This window comes from Algoriphagus taiwanensis, assembly GCF_036245645.1.
Classification (GTDB): domain Bacteria; phylum Bacteroidota; class Bacteroidia; order Cytophagales; family Cyclobacteriaceae; genus Algoriphagus; species Algoriphagus taiwanensis.
Genome location: NZ_BTPE01000016.1, coordinates 21443 through 42906 on the forward strand (window position 1 = coordinate 21443; position 21464 = coordinate 42906).

General features: G+C 45.8%; 18 protein-coding genes. 6 read left to right on the plus strand and 12 right to left on the minus strand.

The features are described from left to right. Positions 1 to 10 precede the first annotated feature (10 nt). From AAA938_RS17795 to AAA938_RS17810, 4 genes are read right to left on the minus strand one after another with little or no spacing between them, the layout of a single operon-like run. Complete coding sequence (locus AAA938_RS17795) at positions 11 to 1660, minus strand: arylsulfatase (RefSeq protein WP_338230112.1); 1650 nt, start codon at positions 1658 to 1660, stop codon at positions 11 to 13. Further along, a complete protein-coding gene (locus AAA938_RS17800) occupies positions 1657 to 3579 on the minus strand; it encodes an adenylate/guanylate cyclase domain-containing protein (protein ID WP_338230113.1) in 1923 nt (640 codons plus the stop codon). The genes AAA938_RS17795 and AAA938_RS17800 overlap by 4 nt, the downstream gene beginning before the upstream one ends. Further along, positions 3576 to 4952, minus strand: coding sequence for a sulfatase family protein (locus AAA938_RS17805; RefSeq protein WP_338230114.1), 1377 nt, complete (start codon positions 4950 to 4952; stop codon positions 3576 to 3578). Before AAA938_RS17805 ends, AAA938_RS17800 begins: the two co-directional genes overlap by 4 nt. 2 nt (positions 4953 to 4954) lie before the next feature. Next, positions 4955 to 6025 (minus strand): DUF3500 domain-containing protein, encoded by a 1071-nt coding sequence (locus tag AAA938_RS17810; protein WP_338230115.1) that lies wholly within the window; start codon positions 6023 to 6025, stop codon positions 4955 to 4957. 284 nt (positions 6026 to 6309) lie between these two features. On the opposite strand from AAA938_RS17810, the gene AAA938_RS17815 reads away from it, so the two are divergent. Further along, on the plus strand, positions 6310 to 6768 hold the full coding sequence (locus AAA938_RS17815; RefSeq protein ID WP_338230116.1) for a DUF4251 domain-containing protein: 459 nt from the start codon (positions 6310 to 6312) through the stop codon (positions 6766 to 6768). Here AAA938_RS17815 and AAA938_RS17820 read toward each other — a convergent pair. From AAA938_RS17820 to AAA938_RS17850, 7 genes are all read right to left on the minus strand, one after another. Next, on the minus strand, positions 6758 to 7669 hold the full coding sequence (locus tag AAA938_RS17820; protein ID WP_338230117.1) for a cation diffusion facilitator family transporter: 912 nt from the start codon (positions 7667 to 7669) through the stop codon (positions 6758 to 6760). The two genes, AAA938_RS17815 and AAA938_RS17820, sit on opposite strands and share 11 nt — an antisense overlap. Positions 7670 to 7681: 12 nt before the next feature. Continuing rightward, complete coding sequence (locus AAA938_RS17825; RefSeq protein ID WP_338230118.1) at positions 7682 to 9205, minus strand: amidase; 1524 nt, start codon at positions 9203 to 9205, stop codon at positions 7682 to 7684. Between the two features lie 66 nt (positions 9206 to 9271). Next, entirely contained in the window at positions 9272 to 10090 is an 819-nt protein-coding gene (locus tag AAA938_RS17830; protein WP_338230119.1) for a DUF4349 domain-containing protein, read from the minus strand. A gap of 73 nt (positions 10091 to 10163) precedes the next feature. Beyond that, positions 10164 to 10916, minus strand: coding sequence for a LytR/AlgR family response regulator transcription factor (locus AAA938_RS17835; RefSeq protein WP_338230120.1), 753 nt, complete (start codon positions 10914 to 10916; stop codon positions 10164 to 10166). After that, a complete protein-coding gene (locus AAA938_RS17840; protein ID WP_338230121.1) occupies positions 10913 to 11983 on the minus strand; it encodes a sensor histidine kinase in 1071 nt (356 codons plus the stop codon). Before AAA938_RS17840 ends, AAA938_RS17835 begins: the two co-directional genes overlap by 4 nt. A 132-nt stretch (positions 11984 to 12115) precedes the next feature. Continuing rightward, entirely contained in the window at positions 12116 to 12754 is a 639-nt protein-coding gene (locus tag AAA938_RS17845; protein ID WP_338230122.1) for a hypothetical protein, read from the minus strand. Positions 12755 to 12765: 11 nt separating this feature from the next. Then, a complete protein-coding gene (locus tag AAA938_RS17850; protein ID WP_338230123.1) occupies positions 12766 to 14925 on the minus strand; it encodes a TonB-dependent receptor in 2160 nt (719 codons plus the stop codon). 175 nt (positions 14926 to 15100) lie between these two features. On the opposite strand from AAA938_RS17850, the gene AAA938_RS17855 reads away from it, so the two are divergent. Beyond that, positions 15101 to 16321: an NADH:flavin oxidoreductase/NADH oxidase family protein gene (locus tag AAA938_RS17855; protein WP_338230124.1), complete on the plus strand. Its 1221-nt coding sequence runs from the start codon at positions 15101 to 15103 to the stop codon at positions 16319 to 16321. 42 nt (positions 16322 to 16363) lie between these two features. Here AAA938_RS17855 and AAA938_RS17860 read toward each other — a convergent pair whose 3' ends face one another. Beyond that, entirely contained in the window at positions 16364 to 17605 is a 1242-nt protein-coding gene (locus tag AAA938_RS17860; protein ID WP_338230125.1) for a M20/M25/M40 family metallo-hydrolase, read from the minus strand. 73 nt (positions 17606 to 17678) lie between these two features. On the opposite strand from AAA938_RS17860, the gene AAA938_RS17865 reads away from it, so the two are divergent. From AAA938_RS17865 to AAA938_RS17880, 4 genes are all read left to right on the plus strand, one after another. Beyond that, positions 17679 to 18782 carry a TolB family protein gene (locus AAA938_RS17865; RefSeq protein ID WP_338230126.1) on the plus strand — a complete coding sequence of 368 codons (1104 nt, stop codon included), beginning with the start codon at positions 17679 to 17681 and terminating at the stop codon, positions 18780 to 18782. 102 nt (positions 18783 to 18884) lie between these two features. Next, complete coding sequence (locus AAA938_RS17870; protein WP_338230127.1) at positions 18885 to 19802, plus strand: mechanosensitive ion channel family protein; 918 nt, start codon at positions 18885 to 18887, stop codon at positions 19800 to 19802. A gap of 6 nt (positions 19803 to 19808) precedes the next feature. Continuing rightward, positions 19809 to 20885 (plus strand): porin, encoded by a 1077-nt coding sequence (locus tag AAA938_RS17875; protein ID WP_338230128.1) that lies wholly within the window; start codon positions 19809 to 19811, stop codon positions 20883 to 20885. A 67-nt stretch (positions 20886 to 20952) separates the two neighbouring features. Next, positions 20953 to 21462 (plus strand): hypothetical protein, encoded by a 510-nt coding sequence (locus AAA938_RS17880; RefSeq protein ID WP_338230129.1) that lies wholly within the window; start codon positions 20953 to 20955, stop codon positions 21460 to 21462. The last annotated feature ends 2 nt before the right edge of the window (positions 21463 to 21464 follow it).

Here is a 21464-nt window from a genome sequence, read left to right on the forward strand (position 1 = left end):
TTAGGCTTGATTAATCGGCTTTTGGAGACGAGAGGTCTACACCGACACGTTTTGAGAACTTTTCCCATTCCTCCAGCATTTCCTGATATTTTTCCGGATGGACCTCTTTGAGGTCAATTTGCTCACCCAGGTCATCGGCGAGATTATAGAGTTCAAAATTCTCCAAGGCAAAAGGCTTTTTGACATTCAGGATTTTCCAGTCTCCTTTTCGGATCATGGCATCTCCGGCATGCTCCAGTCCAAAGACATAGTTTTCATCGTGTATACTTTCCTTTTTCCCGCTCAGGACGGAAAGAAGAGATGCTCCAAGCAAGGGTTTGACTGGTTTGCCCTTCCATTCCGAAGGATATTCTACTTCTGCCAATTCGTAAAAAGTCGGGGCTAAATCGAGTAGGGTGAAAAAGGAATGATTGATATTTCCCTGTTTTTGCACACCGGGCCCTGCAATGATCAATGGCACATTCATGCCTCCTTCTGAGGCATATCCTTTGAAATAGCGAAAAGGAGAACTTCCTGCCTCGGCCCATTGAGGACCATAAGAAATAAAGGAGCTCGCTTTTCCCATCTCTTCATAGGCGTCTGTGAAGTTGGCTTGGATCAGCTCTTTGAATCCATCCCGGTAATAAAAATCCTCAGCGGCAGCACCATTGTCGGCCATGAAAACGATGAGGGTGTTTTCATATTCTCCAATTTCCTTCAGGTAGTTGATCAATCGTCCGATATTGTGGTCCAGATTGTCAACCATCCCTGCGTAGAGTTCCATTTTTCGGGCTTCCTTTTTTTGTTCCTCTGGACTCAGGGAGTCCCAAGGTTTAACCCGTGCATTTAATTCCGGGAGAGTGGCTGATTCTGGAATCATTCCGGCTTTTTTCAGAGACTGAAGCCGGTCTTCACGAAGTTTTTCATAGCCTTCATCGTACCTGCCTTCATATTTTTTCCAGTAGTTCTCATCCACCTGAAGTGGCCAATGTGGGGAGGTATAGGCTGCGAAAGTGAAAAAAGGCTTCCCATCTCCGGCATTCTTTCCAATGTATTCGATCAGTTTGTCGGTGTAAAAATCGGTGGAATAGGCACCTTCGGGCCATTCTACTTCTTTACCATTTTCGAAATACCTGGAAATGGGAGCTTGGGGCAGGACACCCAGATTGTTGTAGTGATTGGCTCCACCCTCAGGGGTCATGAAATAATTTTCAAACCCCTTTTCTCCCGGATGATGCTCAGGCTCAGCTCCCAAGTGCCATTTTCCTGCCATATAGGTATGATAGCCTTTGGTCTGAAGAAGTTGGGGAACTGTCACAATCCGATCAGTGAGGTGTCCTTCATAACCGGGGACTCCTTCTCTCCTTCCCTGAATTCCCATGCCAGCGATATGATTGTCATTTCCGGTAAGGAACATGGCCCGACTGACTGCGCAAAACGGAGCCGCATGAAATCGACTAAATCGGATGCCTTCTTGAGCCAATGCATCCAAATTGGGGGTATCGATATCTCCTCCAAAGCTCCCCAAGTCTGCATAGCCCAAGTCGTCCGCTACGATCAGCAGGATATTCGGGGGCTGGATTTTTTCCTCTTTTGGTACACAGGAAAACATTAGAAAAGCCAATAAAAAAATCTGATTCAAGGCTGCTGCTTGAATTGAAAAAGGGAGGTGATGACTCATATTTCAGCATAGGTTTTTTCAGCTACAAACCACATTTTCAATTTCCCTTTCCCTTTTACTTCCAGCTCTCCTCTGTAGCAAAATTCCAATTCGTCCAGGTCCTTGATTTCTTGATAGGTATTTTCTGAAATGTTGATTTTATTCAATTCGCAGGTTGCCTCCATTCTCTGAGCAGTGTTGACTGTGTCTCCCCAGATATCGTATTGGAATTTTCTGGTACCCACGATTCCAGCCACCACGGGCCCGGTATTGATTCCTACCCGCATATCAAACTTTGCCCTATTGGGAAGGTCTGGATTGTTGTTTCGCTGATTGATGAATTCTTTCATCTCCAAGGCACAATTAATCACGGTAACCACTTCGGATTTTCCGTGCAATCCTCCTACAGCCATGTATGCGTCTCCGATGGTTTTGATTTTTTCCAATCCATGGGATACGATGATTTCATCAAATTTCTTGAAGCAAACATTCAGTTCATTTACCAGCTCCTTTGCAGTCAGGTGCTGTGCTTTTTTGGTGAAATCTGCGAAGTCCGTGAAAATGACAGTGGCTTTTTCAAAATACTTGGCTTCCGAATAGCCTTTCTCCTTTAGTTCTTCGGCTACTTCTGAGGGAAGAATATTCAAAAGCAGCTTTTCCGAACGTTCTTTTTCTTTCTGAATCAGATGATTTGATTTTTTGATAAAAAGATACCTTCTCCACCAGAGAATCACCAAAATCAAAAGGAAAAACCCCGATAGTAAGAAAATATACTGTCGAATTTGGGCCACTTTTAGCCTTTCTTCAAAGAGCAGACTTTGCTCTCTCATCTGTTGGGAATTATGGATGCTGTCCAGAAGCTGCTTCTTTTCAAAGTCGTAATTGAGCATCATCTGGGTGATTTCTTTGGTGTTGGATTCGTTGAGAATGCTATCCTTCAGAGCTGTTGCCTTTTTGAGATAGTTGAGTTCGTCTTGGGTGTTGCCGGTTTTTTGGGCTACTTCCATGAGCCTCTCATAAGCCATTCGGATGACCTTGACCTCTGAGGATTTTTCAGCACTTTCCAGAGACTTTTCTGCATGGAATTTGGATTTTTTCAGGTCATTTTTTTGAAGATAGAGAGAAGCGAGGCGGTTGTTGGTATAAGCCAGTCCTCTATCTAAACCCAAGGAATCGCGTATTCTAAGCGCTTCCAAGAGCGTCTCCTCAGCTAAATCCAAATCTCCTTTGTTGGCATAGTTATTCCCCAAATTGCTCAATGATAATCCAACCGAATAGGGGTTTTTGGATTCATAGGCCATTTTTAGAGCTTTTTCATGGTAAAAAATTGCCGAGTCTATAGGGCCGGTATGTTCAAAAATGATGGCAAGGTTATTCAGAGAAGTATGGATTCTCCGGAGATTGCCCTCCTTTTCCTCCAAAGCCAGAGATTTTCTTCCATAATCAAAAGCCTCATCATACTCATGTTGGTCATAATAGATCAAGCTGAGTGAATTATAGACGCTGGCAATGCCGGTTGGGACATGATGCTCTTCATAAATTTCCAGGGCTGATAAGTGATTGGAAATCGCATTTTCCAGGTCTCCGAAAAAGGCAAAAATATTGGCCAAAAAAGAGTGAGTTCTAGCTTTTTCCTGCCATAGGCCCAAGGAATCTAATTTGGGAATGAATTTTTCAAATTCGATAGGGTTGTATTCCGAGGGATCGGATTCTTGCTCGGCCATGCTAAGGTATAGTTTGGCTCTCAGGGCCCCAATTTCATATCCAGAGTCTTGGCTCCAGTCTAACCCCTCCTTTGCCAGACGAATGGCTTCCCCATATCTATACTCTGAAAATTCAAAATGAGCCTGGTCAATTAGACTGTCTATTCCTTGCTGGGTTTGGGAGTAAGAACTCCCCACCCACAACCAAAGGACACTATAGACAATCCATTTTTTCATTTCCTTTTCGAGTCCAGATAGATATAATGACTGTTGTCCTGAGGGCCTCTGACGACCAAGCTAGGTGGAAGGGGGCCTAATTGCTGCACCGCCAAATCCATGGCCCGCATCATTTGCGCGAGTTTTTCGGGGTTCTCCTTGGCTAGATTGGTAGTTTCACCCGGATCAGTTTTGAGGTTAAAAAGCAAGGTATCATGGGCTTCCACCGCCTTCATCCCCCGGCTCCCAGCAAATCCTGCAAAGGGTCTTTTCACCTTCCAGTCCCCCAATCGATATCCTCTTTGGTCAGAGAGCATGTAATAGAGGTACTCATCTCCTTCCCGCATTCCGTTTTCAAAAAGAACGGCACTCAGATCTTTGCCATCGATGGCCCGGTCTTTGGGTATTTCCGCTCCGACCAGTTTGCAGAAAGTTGGGAACCAGTCCATTTGAGTTGCCAGGTCTTCATATACCTGTCCGGGATCGATTTTCCCTTTCCACATGGCTACAGTCGGTACCCGTACCCCACCTTCAAAGGTGAACTGCTTTCCCTCCCGAAGAGGTCCGGCTGAGCCTCCATGGTCTTCCATGACCAGCCAAGGGCCATTGTCTGAGGAAAAGACAATCAGGGTATTTTCCATCAATCCTTTTTCCTCCAGTTTCTTTAGAATTTCTCCCACACTCCAGTCGATTTCCTGGATCACATCTCCATAAAGCCCTCGTTGGGAAGAGCCTTCAAACTCCGGAGAAGCATAGATGGGCACATGAGGCATGTTGTGAGCCAAGTAGAGCAAAAAAGGCTTTCCAGCAGCCTGATCGATGAACTCAAGCGATTTTTGGGTGTAGGTTTGGGTGGTAAACCGCTGATTGACGGAGATCGAATCGATCTCGTTGTCTTTCAGATAGACTACTGAGGCCATGTCATTGCTGTAGGGAATTCCATAATAAGAATCAAAGCCTTGATTGAGCGGAAGGTATTTTTCCATATGGCCCAAATGCCATTTTCCCACAACAGCCGTTTGGTAGCCCTTTTCTTTCAGGATTTCTGCAAACGTGATTTCCTCAGGGGCCATTCCGGTGAGGCTTTCCGGGAAAAAGACCGCGTTAATCCCCATTCGCTGAGGCATGCGTCCGGTCAAGAGCCCTGCCCGGGAAGGACTGCAAACCGGAGAGGCAGATAGGAAGGAAGTAAACTTGATGCCCTCCGCAGCCATTCGGTCAATGTTTGGAGTAGCGATATCCGTAGCTCCAAAACAACCCAGATCTCCATAGCCCAAGTCATCGGTGAAGATGAAGACGATGTTTGGGAGTTGGTTTTGTAGAGCTTCATCGGCCTTTTTTTGGCTACAGGAAAAAGCGAAGAGGAGTCCAAAAATCCACAGTAATGATCTCATGCTCAATTATGGTTATGTTCCAGGCGGTGCTTCTTTAAAATATCCTCTCCGAAGTCATTTCCATTTTCTCTCCAGATGGTATGGATATGGTTGGCATTGTCCAAAAAGCCTACATTGTCGTATTCGATCAGAAAGTCTGGACTGTGAATGACATAATAATGGGCTTTCATCGGTTCATAGCTTCCGATCCAGGCAAAATAGACTTCACCCATACCACGGGCATGCAATTTGGCCAGATGTTCCTCGGCTTTGTCCCTTTCCAAATTTCCGATGTATTCCTCGATCAGGTAATGCAGGATTTTTTGTTGTCCCTCATTCAGTTCAGACCCTTTGATGCCTTGGTAGCTTTCCAGCCACTGAGGTCTGTCGGGACTGGTAATGATATCCCTGGGGACTGCTCCTGCGAGGGTAGCCTTAGCTTTTTGGCCTTCATCCAAGGCATTGATCAGCCAAAAGCCATAATCTTCCTCTTTGCTCAGTGGGCGTAGCCCAGCATATTGGGTGTCTTCGACCACTGCAGGATCAGAGCCCAAAAACAGCGGAGTCATGGAAAATTGATCTCCGGTAACCGTCAGGTTGAGCGAGAGGTGATGGCCTTCAAACTTTAGACCCCAAGCCGCGTCCTGGACTGGATTGCCAGCAATGGCAATAAAGTAATTACCATAATCCCAGTTTAACCCCCGGATCATTTTGATGGCATTGTCATTGATCTGCCCACGCGAATATTGGATCTCGAATAGCTCGTGAAGGATGTCGTCCACCTGCATGATGGCGAAGGTTTTCAGGTATCCTTGGGAACTGAGAAGAGCACTCAAAACCTTGTGGAAAGCGATTTTGCTCTTTTCTGACAGTTCACCATAGGCCAGTCCCGATCGTGGGGCAAGCCCAAGAGGGAGATTGGTCCAATTTGTCCTTGCACTGTCGATAAATGAAATGCTAACCGAGCTTTTTTGGCTTTCTTTAAGCGTTTCTATAAAGGCTAAAGTGGTGTTTTTTACCTGTTTTACAGATTGGCTCCAAGAAGGAAATGTCGAAAGGCAAAAAAGAAGCAGAATGAGAAGTCTTTTAGTCATTGGATAAAAATGAAAATTTTAAAACAATCTAATATAGCGGAATCTGGTAGGTATCTCTTTCTCCTATTTAAGTTAGCGTTTAAATTGGACTTTTCTACTAATCCTATTGAAAATCAATGCCAAAAAGGTAAAAAATCAGTAAGTGGTTGAACTTAGAATTAAGGAGTTAAAAATTTCTATGGTTAATCCTAAAGTGAAAAAAAGGGATGCTATTCTTTCAACAAGCCTGTTTTTTTATTCCTTTTCTTCTGGGTAACTTCATGCCAACCCAATTAGAAACTGAAATGAAAAGACCAGCATTTACTCTCCTATTCTTCCTTCTCTTTAGTGTATTCTCATTTGCTCAGCAGACGGATACTGAAAAATTAAAAGAAGGAGTTGATTCCAAAACCTTTGTATTTGAAGCCCGTCAGGCCTCAGGTGCTCGGGGAAGAATGATTCAGCTAGACCCGGGCTATACCTTGGATGTGAGTTCTGAAAAGGTTGTTGGAGACTTGCCGTTTTTTGGAAGGGCCTATCAGAGTACTCCCGGGGCCGATACCGGGTTGAAGTTTGACTTTTCGGAGTATGACTATTCAGTCAAGGACCGAAAAAAGGGAGGTTGGGATGTTACCATTTCTCCCAAGGAACAGAGTGATGTACGGTCGGTTTATCTAACCATTCAGAAAAACGGAAATGCAAGCTTGCGCATAATCAGCAACAGCAAGGATTCCATGTCCTATTCCGGCTTTATCAAGGAGTAAGTTTGCCGGAAGGATTCTTTTTTTCTTCCTGAATCAAAAGGCATTCCTCCCCATCGAGCTCTGTTTCTATGGTATAGTGCTCAAAAGGATACTGCTTCATGACTTCCTTCAGCTCATTTTTTACAGCTTGAATCTGTTTTATTTCTTCAATGAAGTGAAGTTTGACATGAGTGGTGAAAACATGGTGCTCTCCATCCAGTGACCAGATATGGGTATGGTGAATGGATTCTACTTTAGGAATTTGAAGGATTTTCTGTTCGATTTCTGATTGATCAATATCCAAAGGATGCCCCTGAAGGAAAAGAAAGAGGGTTTCCTTCAGTCTTTTTCCCACATTCCAAAGAATATAGGAGGTAATCAGTAAGGATAAAGCCGGGTCCAAATATGGATTTGGGAAGAAAATCAAGATCACCGATACAAGCAGAACAGCTGCCCATCCCAAAACATCTTCCAAAAGATGCCAGGTAATTACTTTTTCATTCAGGGTTTTTCCACCGTGCAGTTTCCAAGCTGCATATCCATTGACCGCCACTCCAAGCAAGGCAAAAAAGAACATGCCTTGAGCATCTGAAACCTCAGGAGACAGGATTCTTAAAATGGCCTCCCGGATGACAAAGACCGAACCTAGGATCAGAATCAGGGCATTGATCAGCGCACCCAAAAGGGAAAACCTCCGATAACCAAAGGAAAAAGTCTGCGAGGGGGCTTTTTTCGAATACCGCTCCAAGTACCAGGAAGTCCCCAGTGAAATGGAATCTCCCAAATCATGGATCGCATCGGAGAGAATCGCCACGCTGTTCACCCATATTCCCCCGATCAATTCCACCACTGTAAAAGCCAAATTGAGGAAAAAGGCAGTCCGGAGGTTTTTTTCGGAAGAGTGCTTGTGGTGATGCCCCATGGCCTTTTGTGCTTATTTTTTCATCAAAGGAGGTGTTCGGTGGCGAGTCCCCTGCTCATAGGAATAGGTCAGGCGAATTAGAGTCGGTTCGGACCACATTTTCCCCAAAAACTGAAGTCCTGCCGGCAGTCCCTTTGCCGTGAAACCCATCGGAACGGTGAACGCAGGCTGCCCGGTATGCGGGGAAATTATCTGGGAATTGTCCCCTTTGTAATCCTCTTGGAATCGCTCGATCAAGGCCGGTGGATGGTTCCAGCTGGGATAGATCAAGGCATCCAACTGGAGCGAGTCCATGACTTTTTCAATCGCTTCTCGAAAGGCAATCCGCTTGAGATCGGTAAATGGGTCTCCACAGTCCTGATCCATATTTTCGGGTAAGGCAGGATCTACAAATCTTTGGAGCCCATTTCGCGCATAGTCTGACTTAGTGCCCACCCGGATCACATCTTCGAGTGTTTTCATGGTATCCCGTTTGACATAGTCTGCCAGAAACTTTTCCATATCCTGACGGAAAACAGGGCACCATTGATTTCTTCTCAGGGAATCAAAGTTTTCTACTTCCACGGAGTCGATTAGTGTTGCTCCAAGAGATTTCAGGTCGGCGAGGGCTTTTTCGAAAAGCGCAGAAATCTCCGGGTCTGGATCCGCTTCACTCAAGGTGCGGAAAACCCCGATTCGGGCACCATTTAACCCATCTGCCTGAAGAGATTGAAGGTAGTCCGTTGGAATTTTTCCCTGACTACGGGAAGTAATGGGGTCCTTTTGATCACTGCCGGCAATGACCTGAAGTACCTTTACCGCATCCTCCACAGTCCGGCACATAGGTCCGACTACGTCATTTCTAAGGTAAAGCGGGACAATCCCTTCCCGACTGACCAAGCCCAAGGTGGTTCTGAAACCTACCAAAGCATTATGGGAAGAAGGGCCGCGGATGGAATTACCGGTATCGGTACCCAAACCAATGGTTCCAAAATTAGCAGCCACAGCAGCCCCTGTTCCTCCGCTCGATCCGGCCGGGACATGGTCCAGGTTGTAGGGATTTCGGGTGGTGCCAAGAGTTGAGCTTTCGGAATGCATGGGACTGAAAGCCCACTCAGCCATATTGGATTTGGCCAAGATGATGGCACCTGCGTCTTTCAGTTTTTGAATGATGAATGCATCACTTTCAGGATAGAAGTCAGCCAAGGCCAAAGCTCCCGCAGTAGTGGGCAAGCCGATGGTGTTGATGTTGTCTTTGACGATCAGCGGAATGCCGTGAAGGGGCCTGAGCTTTCCCATTTGGGCAAATTCCTCATCCCAAGCCTTGGCCTGCGTAAGGGCTTCGGGATGAATAAAGGAAATAGAATTGGTCAGGGAATCCCAAGATTGGATTCGGTCCAGATAAGCTTGGGTGAGTTCCTCAGCCGAAAAATCCCCATTTTGATACGCCTGATGGATCTGGGAAATGGTCAATTCCTCGAGATTGATCGTCTTTTTTTCGGAGGTCTGGCAAGCCCAAACCAATCCCAAGAGTAAGAAAGCTAAGATTCTATTCATGCTGGAATATAGCTTTCAAAAAGGGCATTGTCCAGTAGACTCCGAAAAGTAAAACCCTTGACTCGATCACCTCATCGGAGGAGGTGGTGTTTTTTTCCTTTTCAACAGCCAAATCAACAATCCTGCGAAAATCAGAAAGAAGGGCCATAGGTTCAGGATGAAAATAAAGAACCACTGCAAATTGGTCCAGCCGTTTTTGAGTCCCTCTGCGGCTTTGGCAAAAAAGCCAAATGCTTTCTCCTTTTCCACAAAAAAGGAAACATTAAGGGTGCTCAGTGCAACCCGGTCTTTGAGGTAATTGAGCCGACCCTGCATGGATTCAATTTCTCCCCGGACATTAGCCAGCTCCCGCTCGAGCTGGAGGATTTCATCCACATTTCTGGCCAGTTTGAGGAGTTCAGTGTACCGGTTTTCAAGCTCTTTTTTGGTCTTCAAACGGGCTTCCACATCAATGAACTGCTCGGTGACATCCTCGCTCCGGATATTGGTATTTTCTATTCTGACAGCATGAGCTTGAATTTTTTCCAGTAGGGGATCGAGTTGATCTGAGGGAATTCGGATAGTTAGGCGTTTTTCCGTGCGCTCTCCGTAGCTATTGGAGGACTCATTGGCGATGAAGCCTTGGGCAGCTTTGACTTCAGATTTGAGAAAGGCATCCGTCTCCAAAATGTCCCGGCACTCAAAGTAGATTTCCCCTTCCCGAATGATTTTTCGCTCAGAAATACTGGATTGGGATCCATCCTGATCGATATCGGTAACTTCAGTGACTTTTTCATAGGAAGGAGACGAGGAGTCTGTGTTTGCCAAGTTCAAGGTGTCCTGTGTGCCACAGGCGGCTACAATAAAGCCGAAAACAAGAGGCAGTTTGGCGAGTAGAAGCTTCATAGCGTGGGGGTTTGCTCTAAGATACAAACGAAGCGATGGCCTTTTCTGCTCTATTTTGAAGAAAATTTAACGTCTATCGATCCATCCAGTTTTTCAGCTCGGACACCTTTTCCCTACTGACCAAAATATCCGAATCGGGACAGTTGGAAAGCTTGACTTTCAGGCGGCTATTGGAGTAGGAAAGGACTTCTTCGATGGCATGGATATGACTGAGGTATTTTCTGTTGAGCCGGAAAAAAAACTCGGGATCCACTTGGGATTCGACCTGCTCCAGAGTAGAGTCAAGCACAAATTTCTTTCCTGCGAAAGTCTGCAAAAAAGTCACCCGCTCTTCGCTGAAAAAGAAGGCTGCTTCCTCGACAGGAATACTTTGAATTTTCTCCCCGAATTTGACCAAAAACCGGCTTTTGAAGGATTTTTCCTGTGGTTTGAGGAGGTTTTTGATTACTTCCAGGTCTAGGTTTGGGCTGAGGTTTTGGGAGCGAAACTTTTCCACTGCCCGAGCCAGATCTTTCGGATCGATGGGCTTGAGTAGGTAATCGATCGCATTCACCTGAAATGCCCGAATGGCATACTGGTCAAAAGCTGTGGTGAAAATAACCGGAGTGCTCACTTTTACCTTTTCAAAGATCTCAAAGCTGATCCCATCAGCCAGCTGTATATCGCAAAAGATAAGATCCGGTGGTGTATTTTCTCCCAGCCATCGGACAGCTCGGCTCACCGTATCCATATCGCCGATAAGACTCGCAGAGGGAAAATGCTCGCTGAGCAGCTTTCCTAGCCGATTGGCTGCAGGCTTTTCGTCTTCGATTATCAGAATCTTCATGCCGTGATTTTCAAAAGAGGAAGTTTGACCAAAAATTCATTTTCGGATTGGAAGATTTCCGGAGACCGGTCGTTTAAAATGCGGTATCGGGACCGGATATTTTCCAGTCCCACCCCTGTGGAGGGCTCACTTTGGCTGGTTTTAGGCTGATAGGTATTGCTTACCCAAAGCTCATTTTCCTTTTGCAAAATAGAAATGAAGAGCGGGTTTTCCTGAGAAGCAATGTTGTGCTTGATTGCATTTTCAAGCAGGAGTTGAAGAGAAAGTGGAGGTAGATAGAAACCCTTGGATTGAGTAACTTCCACGCTGAAGTTTAGATTTTCCTCAAACCGAATCTTCTGAAGCTCCAGGAAGTTGCGGGCAAAATCAAGCTCCCTGTCCAATTCTACCAGTTCCTCCTGCTGCACATCCAGCACGTAGCGGTAGATTTTGCTCAGTTTTTGGATAAAAGCGGCGGATCGATCGGCATCCTCATAGACCAGATTGGAGAGGGCATTCAGGGAGTTGAACAGGAAGTGGGGATTGAGTTGGTCTTTGAGGCTTTGGTATTGGCTGGCCAGCTTTTCAGAGCGGAGCTGCTCGGCCTCGATGGCGGATTTTCTCCACTCCATCAGCCAAGAGCGGGTGGTGAAAATGGCCATGAAAATCAGTGCAATTCTCATGGGAACGAAGGTAAATTCCAAGATTCCGTCCCAAGGTATACTAGACAGGGTAAACTGCCCGTCTATCCAAGCATATAAAAAAACGATCACGAAACTTGCGATAAATGAATAGGCCATATAGGTAATCACCGTAGCAAAAAGACGCTTCACCGGATGATGAATCCAAGAAAGCCTCGGATCCCAAAAATCCTCCACCCGGCTGCCTCCAAAGCTCAGGGCCATGGAGACCACAAAGGAGAAGATAAACTCAGGAATAATACTGATGATGCCTTCCAGGCTAATCAAGCAGGAAGCGCAGAAATAAACCTGAAGAGCAAGGGCAATCCCCAAATTGATCAGGAGGAATTTGCGAAGGTCATTCCAAAGGCCTTTTTGCTCTTGACAGTCAGCGGTGGTGGAGGTCATGGGGGAAGTTAGGAAAAAGGGAGGTAATTTGGGATGGTTCGATGAGCTCAGCAAAAGTTTCGGTAATAAAACCTCCGCCGGAAGGAATTCCCGGCGAAGGTAAAAGATGGTTTAGTTTTCTGCTCGGGATGCTTATTGGCATTGGGAAGCCACTTGCTCGGCCTGATTTTTACCCCAAGTAGGCATCAGGTAGTTTTCATCAACTTGAGCTTCTTCTTTTGCAAACAGCTCAAGACCTACTCGGGCAAGTCCGCAGGCTTTTTCAGGTCCTGAACCAAAGAACTGTGCCATACCTAGCTCCATTTGAGCCATAAGGGTAGTGGCTCTTGGATTTTCTCTGTTTAGGGCAATGGCTTTTCCATACAATTGCATCACTTGAGGACTGAGAGACTGACCACGGTTTGCAGGGTCAACGGACACTTTTCCCATCAGGATAAATCCCTCCAAAGCCGTAATTTCAGAATTGTTTGGAGAAATACCCGCGGCTTTTTTGGCCAATTCCATCGCCTGATCGAGGTATTGATCTTTGTCCACATCAAATCGGAATGCCGCATTGGTCTGCACATAGGCCGCGTAGTAGAGTGGAAGCCATTCCTCTTTTTTCACATCGGCTATCCTTAGAAAAGCATTGGAGACTGCTTGGGATTCTTCTAAAGATCGGATTTGCTGCATGGCTTGGATTTGATCTTTCATCGCTGACTCGTAGGAGTTTTGAGCCAAAGCTGGAAATACGAGAAGGTAAGAGAGCAAAAGTGTGAATACAGTTTTCATGGTTGTTAGAATTAGAGGTTGTTTAATTGATTTGCGTTTTTGTCTTTGGAAATGGTGAAGAAAATCCCCAGGAAAAGGAAGCGGGGAGCACCTTGCCCGATAGGAAGGGATTCAAACTGTCCCTGTTCGTTGGGGGTTTGGGCAAAAGAGTATCCGAAGATATTTTCGTGCCCGAGTACGTTGGTCACAGCTCCGTGGATGATCAGATTGGGGCGGGGCAAGTAGCTCCAGCTAAGACTCAGGTTCTGGAATGCCCCTGTTTTGGAGTTCATCTCTCCTGGAAGATTGGGGTCGGTGTAGGTAAGTCCGTCGTTGAAGGACCAAGACAGGCCCAACTGGGATTTCATAGGCACTACAAAGTGCTTGACCACCACACTTAGATTATGTCGCGGAGCAAAGTCCGGCTGTACTTGGGTTTCGAATTGATTGAAGTTCCTTTTGCTGTCCACAAAGCTGTAGGTGATCCAATAGTCTGTGTTTTTGAGGGTTTCCCGATCCCGGAAAAACACATCAAATCCCCGGGCAAAGCCTTCGCCTTCGTTCCGTACATTTTGCGGGTTTTGAGGGATGCCGTCAAATCGGATCAGATTTTCATAGCTTTTGTGAAAAGCCTCCGCTCGAAACGTCCTTCCCTCTTTTTGATAGAGATAGTTCAAAATCAGATGCTCAGAAATGGTGTTTTGCAAAGCGGGATTCAATACCCGGAAGTTTTCGGTTGGCATTTGCTGAAATCTCCCGGAAGCGAGAGAAAGCGTCCCGTTTTCTGAAATTTTGTAGGCCAAGGAAGCCCTTGGGTCCAGCCAGTTTTGGTCTGCCAAGCTGGAAGTACCTGCACGAAATCCTCCTCTGAAAACTAGGTCCTGACTGAGATAAAGATCCCATTCGGAGTAAAGGAAAACCTGATTTTCTCCAAACTCCCTTTCAAATCCCTCCAGGACCAAGGTCTCTGAATAATCATTTCTGAAGTATTCGACCCCGTTGTTGGCAGAGATTTTTTCTGAGAAGTCATAGGTTGCACCGAACTTGGCGTGGGTCAGCCTATTGGTTCTTTTCAGGTTTACCCCATTCAGATTGATCAGGTCCTTGTTGTGAGAAAAAGAGAGGCCGGTAAAGAGAGACCAGCCGTTTTCATAGGCTCTTCTCCAGTTGGTCTGAGCATAGGAATAGGTATTGGTCAGGTCAATCAGAGTTCCTCTTCCTTCTACTCCGGGCTGAGGCTGCCAAAGTTCCATCCCACCTTTTTCAGTGCGAGCCAAAACTTTCCAAAGTCCTCCTTTGGCTGTTTTTTGCTGTGCGGCGATCTCCAGATCTACCCCGTATGGAGCTCTTTCCCAGTCAAAGTCCTGCTTGACCAGGTTTTGGTAGGGCTTTAAATCAAAGATATTTCCGCTTACGGTCAAGCTTTGCTTTTCATTGGCAAGGGTATGAGCGTAACCTCCTCCAACTGACATGATGGAGAGATCACCCTGGCTGCGGATAGCCAAGTCTTTGGTATTGAGTGCCAAGGCAGAGGAAAGAGCCTGTCCATACTCGGCAGAATAGCCTCCGGTGGAGAAGAAGGTTCCCTTGAATAAGTTGGGATTGAAGCGGGTCCTGGTGGGGACATTTCCGGCAGTGGTTCCATAGGCATTGCCTACACGCATTCCGTCGATATAAATTCCCACTTCGCTGGCATCTCCCCCACGGACAAAAAGACGGCCGTCGTTACCAACATTCGATGTTCCAGGCAAAGTCTGAAATGCCCCCACTATATCTCCCATAGCAGAGGGGGTGGTGACAATGTCGAGTGGCCTCAGGATTACGGATTTCTTTTCATCCGACGCTTCCATCGCTCCTGCGGAAATGGTGACAGCGTTCAGCTCGTTGAATTCTTCAGCCAAGAGGATATCGGAAATTTCGATTTCTTTTTCCTCCAAAGTGATGACCTGCTCATGGGTAGTGAATCCCATCATGCTAAAAGCTAAAAGTTGAATGCCTTTTTCATTGGTTTGGAACCGGAACCTTCCATCCACATCGGTGCTGCTTCCGTCAAAGCTTCCTTTGATGTAAACATTGACTCCCGGAAGAGCTCGATTTTTCTCGTCCAATACCCGCCCAGTCAATACCGTCTGAGCCAGTGCTGTGTGCTGCAGGAGAAGGAAGAAAGTGAAAAGTAAGAGCCTGGATTTCATTTCTGGATTGTTTTGATCCAAAAATGCAGGGCCTTTAGCGGTCAAAAAATTCAACCTGACTGAAGTGTCAAAATCAGGGACTGAATTAAAGCAGACAGGAACTGAAATGGTTGGCTAGAAATTCAGATTTTTCGATTTCAACGAGTTTTAATAGTTATTTTGACGGCCCTAGCCTATGAATTATCTCCAAACGCCAATTACCCTGCCTTGCGGGGCTGTCTTGTCCAACCGACTGACCAAATCTGCCATGACTGAGCGGATCAGTAATCGGGATTTCGAACCCACATCCGCACTTGTCAGACTCTATGAGCTCTGGGCGCAGACTGGAGCGGGCTTGTTGATTTCTGGCAACGTAATGATAGATGCCAAGCACTTGGAGTCTGCGGGAAATCTTTTGTTTAATTCCGAAGAAATGATACCCAAGCTTCAGCCCTTAGCTGCGGCTGGGACTTCTCGAGGAAACCATTTTTGGGTGCAGATTTCCCACTCAGGAAGGCAGACAAGCCGATTGGTGAATACTCATCCCAAGGCCCCTTCTGAAGTTCAATTGCATAAGATTGGACTATTTGGAAAGCCAAAAGAGATGAGCCAAAAGGACATTGAGGAAGTTATTGTTGGTTTTAGAAAGGCGGCAAGAATCGCAAAAGCGGCTGGTTTTACGGGGGTACAGATCCATTCGGCCCATGGATACCTTCTCAGTCAATTTCTATCCCCTAGAACTAACCTACGCGAGGACAAATGGGGAGGAAGTTTGGAAAATCGGAGTCGCCTGCTTTTGCAGATTATCAGGGAAGTGAGAGCTGAAGTGGGGATTGATTTCCCTGTTTCTGTAAAGCTGAATTCTTCTGATTTTCAAAAGGGAGGATTTTCTGAGGAAGATTCCTTGCAGGTGGTCCGCCTTTTGGAGCAAGAAGGAATCGATCTTTTGGAGATTTCCGGAGGGACGTATGAAAATGTAGTTTTTTTGGTCGAAGAAGAAGATACCCGAAGGGAAAGCACAAAAAGAAGAGAGGCCTATTTCTTGAATTTTGCCGGCAAGGTTCGAGCAATCAGCCAGCTTCCGATTTTGATTACCGGAGGATTCCGAAGTTTTGACTTTTGCAATCAGGTGCTTGAAGCCGGTGAGGCCGACCTTATTGGGATGGCTAGGCCTTTTATCACCCATCTTGAAGGAATGGCGGCTTTTCTGGAAGGAAAGATTCCCGTGCTGGAAATACCCAAAATCCGGACAGGGATGAAGGCATTTGAGGATTCTGCGGAGGCTGGATATTATGCCAAACAATTGATTCGAATCGCGGAGGGAAAGGGGCTAAAGCAGAATATGGGACCAATAGAAGCCGCCTTTTTTATTCCTCTCCATGAATTCAAAAAAGGCCTGGAAAAGAAAAGCCGCTAGAAAATTTTTCCAGCGGCTTGGTTATATTTTGAATGAATGGGATTAGAACTTCACCACCGCTTCCACTTTCTGGCCGGATCTATCGATCACCACTTTGGTAGAATCACCTTTTTGGAAAGCGCTTAGGGCACGCATGTAGCTCATCATGTCATACACGGTAGAATCTCCCAATTGGACGACCACATCTCCTTTTTGCAATCCGGCCATTTGGGCAGGTTTGCCTTCGGAGACTCCGTCTACGCGCATGCCCTTACCGTCAAACATGTAGTCGGGCACCACACCCATAGACACAGTGAATCTTGGTGAATCGCTGGAGTCTTTGGTCTTGCTGAAAGCCAGTTTAGGTTCAGCGTCCAGCGAGGTAACCAAGCGGGAAATGTAGCGGACTACTTTCACCAAGCCTGCATAATTGATCTTGTCCGAGTCATCGCTTGGTTTGTGGTAATCCTCATGCTGTCCGGTAAAAAAGTGCAAAACGGGCAAGTCCTGCAGGTAAAAAGAGGTGTGATCGGATGGACCGACTCCGGATTCGGAAGTCACCAATTTCAAACCGTCTGCATTGATCTGATTGAGTACGGGCACAAAGCTAGGGCTGGTTCCTACGCCATTGATCGCTAGGGAATTGTCTTCTTTCAATCGGCCCACCATGTCCATGTTGATCATGTAATTGACCGTCTGGAGATCGATGGTTGGGTTTTTGACAAAATAATTGGAGCCCCAAAGGCCATTTTCCTCTCCGGAGAAAGCGATGAAAAGTACATTGCTTTTCAGCTCCTCGTGTTTCAGAATTTCTGCCAAAGCCAAGAGTGCAGCCGTGCCGGAAGCATTGTCATCTGCGCCGTTGTGGATAGCCGAATCGCCCCGATGAAGGGAGCCTTGTCCGCCCATGCCTAAATGGTCGAAATGTGCTCCGATTACGATGGTTTTGTCAGCTTTTTTGTCCAAAAATCCGATCACGTTTCTACCGGTAATCCCTTCCCCATCGGTTCCGATTACGGCTTCCTCGTGTGGATTGCTGGGTTTGGAAACAGTAAAAGGTTGGAAAAACCCTTCGGTACCTTTGGGCAGTAGTCCTGCTTTTTCGAATTCCTGAGCCAGATACTCTGCTGCTTTTTGCTCTCCCTCCGTGCCAATTGCTCTTCCTCCGAGATCATCTGCAGCCAGATAGACCACATCTTCCTTAAGGCTGATTTCCAGACCTTGATCTGTGGGAGGACTATCACAAGATGCGATGCAGATAGTAGCGGCTAGGATATAGCTGGATTTAAAAAGAATATTCTTCATGATTTTGTGGATTTAGTCCAAAGATAATAATTGGTATCTTCGGGCCTTAATTCTTTTACTTTCAAAGTTAAAAATGAAGAAACTCCTCTACTCATTGGCTTTCCTGGCGGTGGCCTGCTCACCCAAGACCGAAACTGTATCAGAACCTGAAGCCCGCTCGGCATCAGACTCTCTCCTCCTTCATCCTGAGGAGATGAAGTATCTCAAAAACATCAAGCAGCTGACCTTTGGGGGAAATAATGCTGAAGCCTATTGGTCTTTCAATGACTCTTTGCTGGTCTTTCAGTCTGATTTTGCAGGTTGGGGAAATGAGTGTGATCAGATGTTTTACCTCAACTGGCGTGAGGATGATTTGAAAAATAACCAACCTCAGCGAGTAAGTACCGGCTTGGGAAGGACCACTTGCTCCTATTTCCTTCCGGGAGATCAGACGATTGTCTATGCATCCACCCATTTGGTAGACCCGGCTTGTCCGCCTGTACCTGAGCGAAGAGCTGATGGCAAATACGTTTGGCCGATCTACGATTCCTTTGACATTTTCACCGCGGATTTGCAGGGAAATATCCTTTCCCAGCTTACCAATGAGCCGGGATACGATGCCGAAGCGACTGTTTCTCCAAAAGGAGACAAAATCGTATTTACCTCCATGCGAACAGGTGATTTGGAGCTCTACACCATGAATATCGACGGGACAGATGTGAAGCAGATTACTTCGGATTTGGGCTACGATGGCGGCGCGTTTTTCTCGCCGGATGGAAGCAAGCTGGTTTGGAGAGCTTCCAGACCTCAGACAGAGGAGGAAATCAAAGAATACCAGGATTTATTGAAAGAAGGTTTGGTGAAGCCAACCGATATGGAACTCTATGTGGCAAACGCCGACGGAACCGACATCCGGAAAATCACCAGCTTGGGTAAGGCAAACTGGGCTCCTTTTTTCCATCCTTCAGGAGAAAAGTTGATTTTCGCTTCCAATCATCAAACCGAGCGAGGTTTTCCTTTCAACCTGTTTATGATCAATCTGGACGGGACAGGCTTGACACGGATTACTCATGACGGCACATTCGATGCTTTTCCTGTCTTCTCCAATGATGGAAAATATTTGGTTTTTGCTTCCAACAGAAACAACGGGGGCACAAGGGATACCAACCTATTCGTAGCAGAATGGATTGGAGATTAATCCCAGTTTAAATCAGCATCAGAAACCGCCTTCGGGCGGTTTTTTTGGTTCAGGGCATATCCTTTTTTATCTTCTGCCTTCATTCACTGATTTTTTTCATCCATGAATATCAATAAGCGACTTATTCTTCCTCTTTTGACCACCGCAATCTTGCTTCTAGCAAAGTTTTATCTCCGCGAAGAAGCCCAAACTTGGACAGGTCTTTTTACCTATTTGTCTCCTATTAATACGGTTCTGATTATCATCGGAGTGGTATGGACTCTCCTCGTGGGGACAGGTATTGCAAAGCGGGAGTTTTTGAAAAATTATGCCATCAATCAGGAGGATAATCTCAAAGCACGAAAGGTCTATACCCAGCTGAATATCCTTCAGAAAGTGGCCAATTTCATCATTTTACTTTTTGGTATAGGCCTGATTTTGATCTCATTTGAATCGATCAGGCAGATTGGTGTGGGTTTGTTTGCGTCGGCAGGGGTGGCAGGGATCATCATCGGTTTTTCTGCGCAAAAAGCGATCGGAACCTTGATAGCCGGAATTCAGATTGCTTTTGCACAGCCTTTTCGACTGGATGATGCAGTAGTCGTGGAGGGAGAATGGGGTTGGATTGAGGAAATCAATCTGACCTATGTAGTAGTTCGGCTTTGGGATCAGCGAAGACTGGTTTTGCCCACCACCTATTTCTTGGAAAAACCCTTTCAAAATTGGACCCGGACTTCTGCGGATATTATCGGAAGTGTATTTATCTATACGGATTACACGGTATCTTTTGATGAAATGAGGAAGGAACTGGATAGAATTTTGGAGACTACGCCGCTTTGGGATAAGAAGGTCAAGGTCCTTCAAGTGACTGAAGCCAAGGAAAGGACAGTGGAGAGCCGGATTTTGGTTTCTGCCAAAAACTCCCCTACTGCTTGGGATCTCCGGGTATATGTACGGGAAAAAATGATCGAATTTCTTCAAAGAAATTATCCGGAAAGCCTTCCCAAAATGCGGGTAACCTTAGATCAGGTAAATAAATAACTCGCTATGCGCAAAAGGTTACTTGTAATCGTGTTGGCCACTTTTGCCCATTTGTCTTTTTCCCAAGAAGGGGAAAAAGAACCCCAGGCTTTCTCTTTTTCCGCTTTTTTGGACTTGTATTATGGCTATGATTTTAATGAGCCGATTTCAGAAAGACGACTTCCATTTCTTTACAACCACACCCGTCATCATCAGCCCGCGGTCAATCTTGTCTTAGTCAACGCAAGCTATGAATCCGGGCGATTTCGGGCCAACCTTGGGATTCAACAAGGTACTTATGTCTCCGATAATTACGCCAACGAACCCAAAGCCCTTCGTTGGATTCATCAGGCTAACCTGGGATATGCACTAGATCAGAAGCAGACTCTTTGGCTGGACGCAGGAGTACTTCCTTCTCATATTGGGTTTGAAAGTGCCGTTTCCAAAAATAACCTGACTTTGTCCCGATCCCTGATTGCTGAGAATAGCCCCTATTTTGAGACTGGATTCAAATTGGGATGGCAGGCAAATGAGCGATGGTATTTTGCCCTTCTTTACCTGAATGGATGGCAAAGAATCAAACCAATTCCCGGCAAAAACAAACCTTCCATTGGCACTCAAGCTACCTATACCCCTTCAGATCGCACGGTTTGGAACTGGAGTACTTTTCTGGGCACGGACCAAAACCTGGAAGTCGGCACGAATATTTTATTCAGCAATGTTTATGGGACTTTTTCAGTTGGGGAAAAGTGGAAACTGATAGCAGGCCTTGATGCGGGTCAGCGTACTAACCAAGATATGGCCAATCAAACCTGGTGGGGAGCGGCTTTCCTTGCCCAATACACCTTTTCTGAAAAATTCGCCTCAGCTCTACGGTTAGAACACTATAGTGATCCCTTCCAAGGGATTACGTTTTTGTATGGGCAAGTAGGCCTAGAGGCGAGTGGTGTCTCACTCAACCTGGATCAGAAAATCGGAAGTTGGGGTTTGCTAAGAATAGAGGGAAGGTATCTGGATTCTCCCCAATCATTCTATTTTAATTCAATTCAAGATGTCTCAAGCAACTTTTTTTTCTTGAGCTCTTTCTCTGTTTTTTTGAATTGAAATTTTGATTTTTTCTTAAACTAATCGTTTATTAGAAAGCGTATTTTCTTCTTTATCCAACTACCTGATGATTTATCATTTAATTCTTTGGCTTTTCTTATTTCAGAGTTCTCCTAGCTTGGAAAATAAAATCGGTACAGATATCATCTCTGGATACTTAGGTCCCAGTTCAACTAGGGATGTTTTTGTAGTTGAGGTGTTGGATACCCTCGGTTCCAGAATTTATCCAAGAATTCTAGATCCAAAGAATGAGTATGTCTACAAGGACTTAAATGAAATCGAAAGACGAATGGCATTGGACTTATTGAAATTTAAAGAGCCAATTTCTTTTGACAGAACCAGTCTTTTTCAAAATCAAGGATTGCAGATTTTGGAGGAAAGAAGAAAGGATGCTTACGAATACGGATGGTCCAGCATCAAGCTTTCCCGAATTTCAATAAGCGCTGACCATCAAACCGCCTGTTTGATTTTAGAATATCGATGCGGTTCAAAATGTGCATCAGGCCTCCTAATTTTTGCCCAATTAGAAGGTGATACTTGGAAAATTGCTAAAAGAAAACAGCTGTGGGAGTCCTAGCA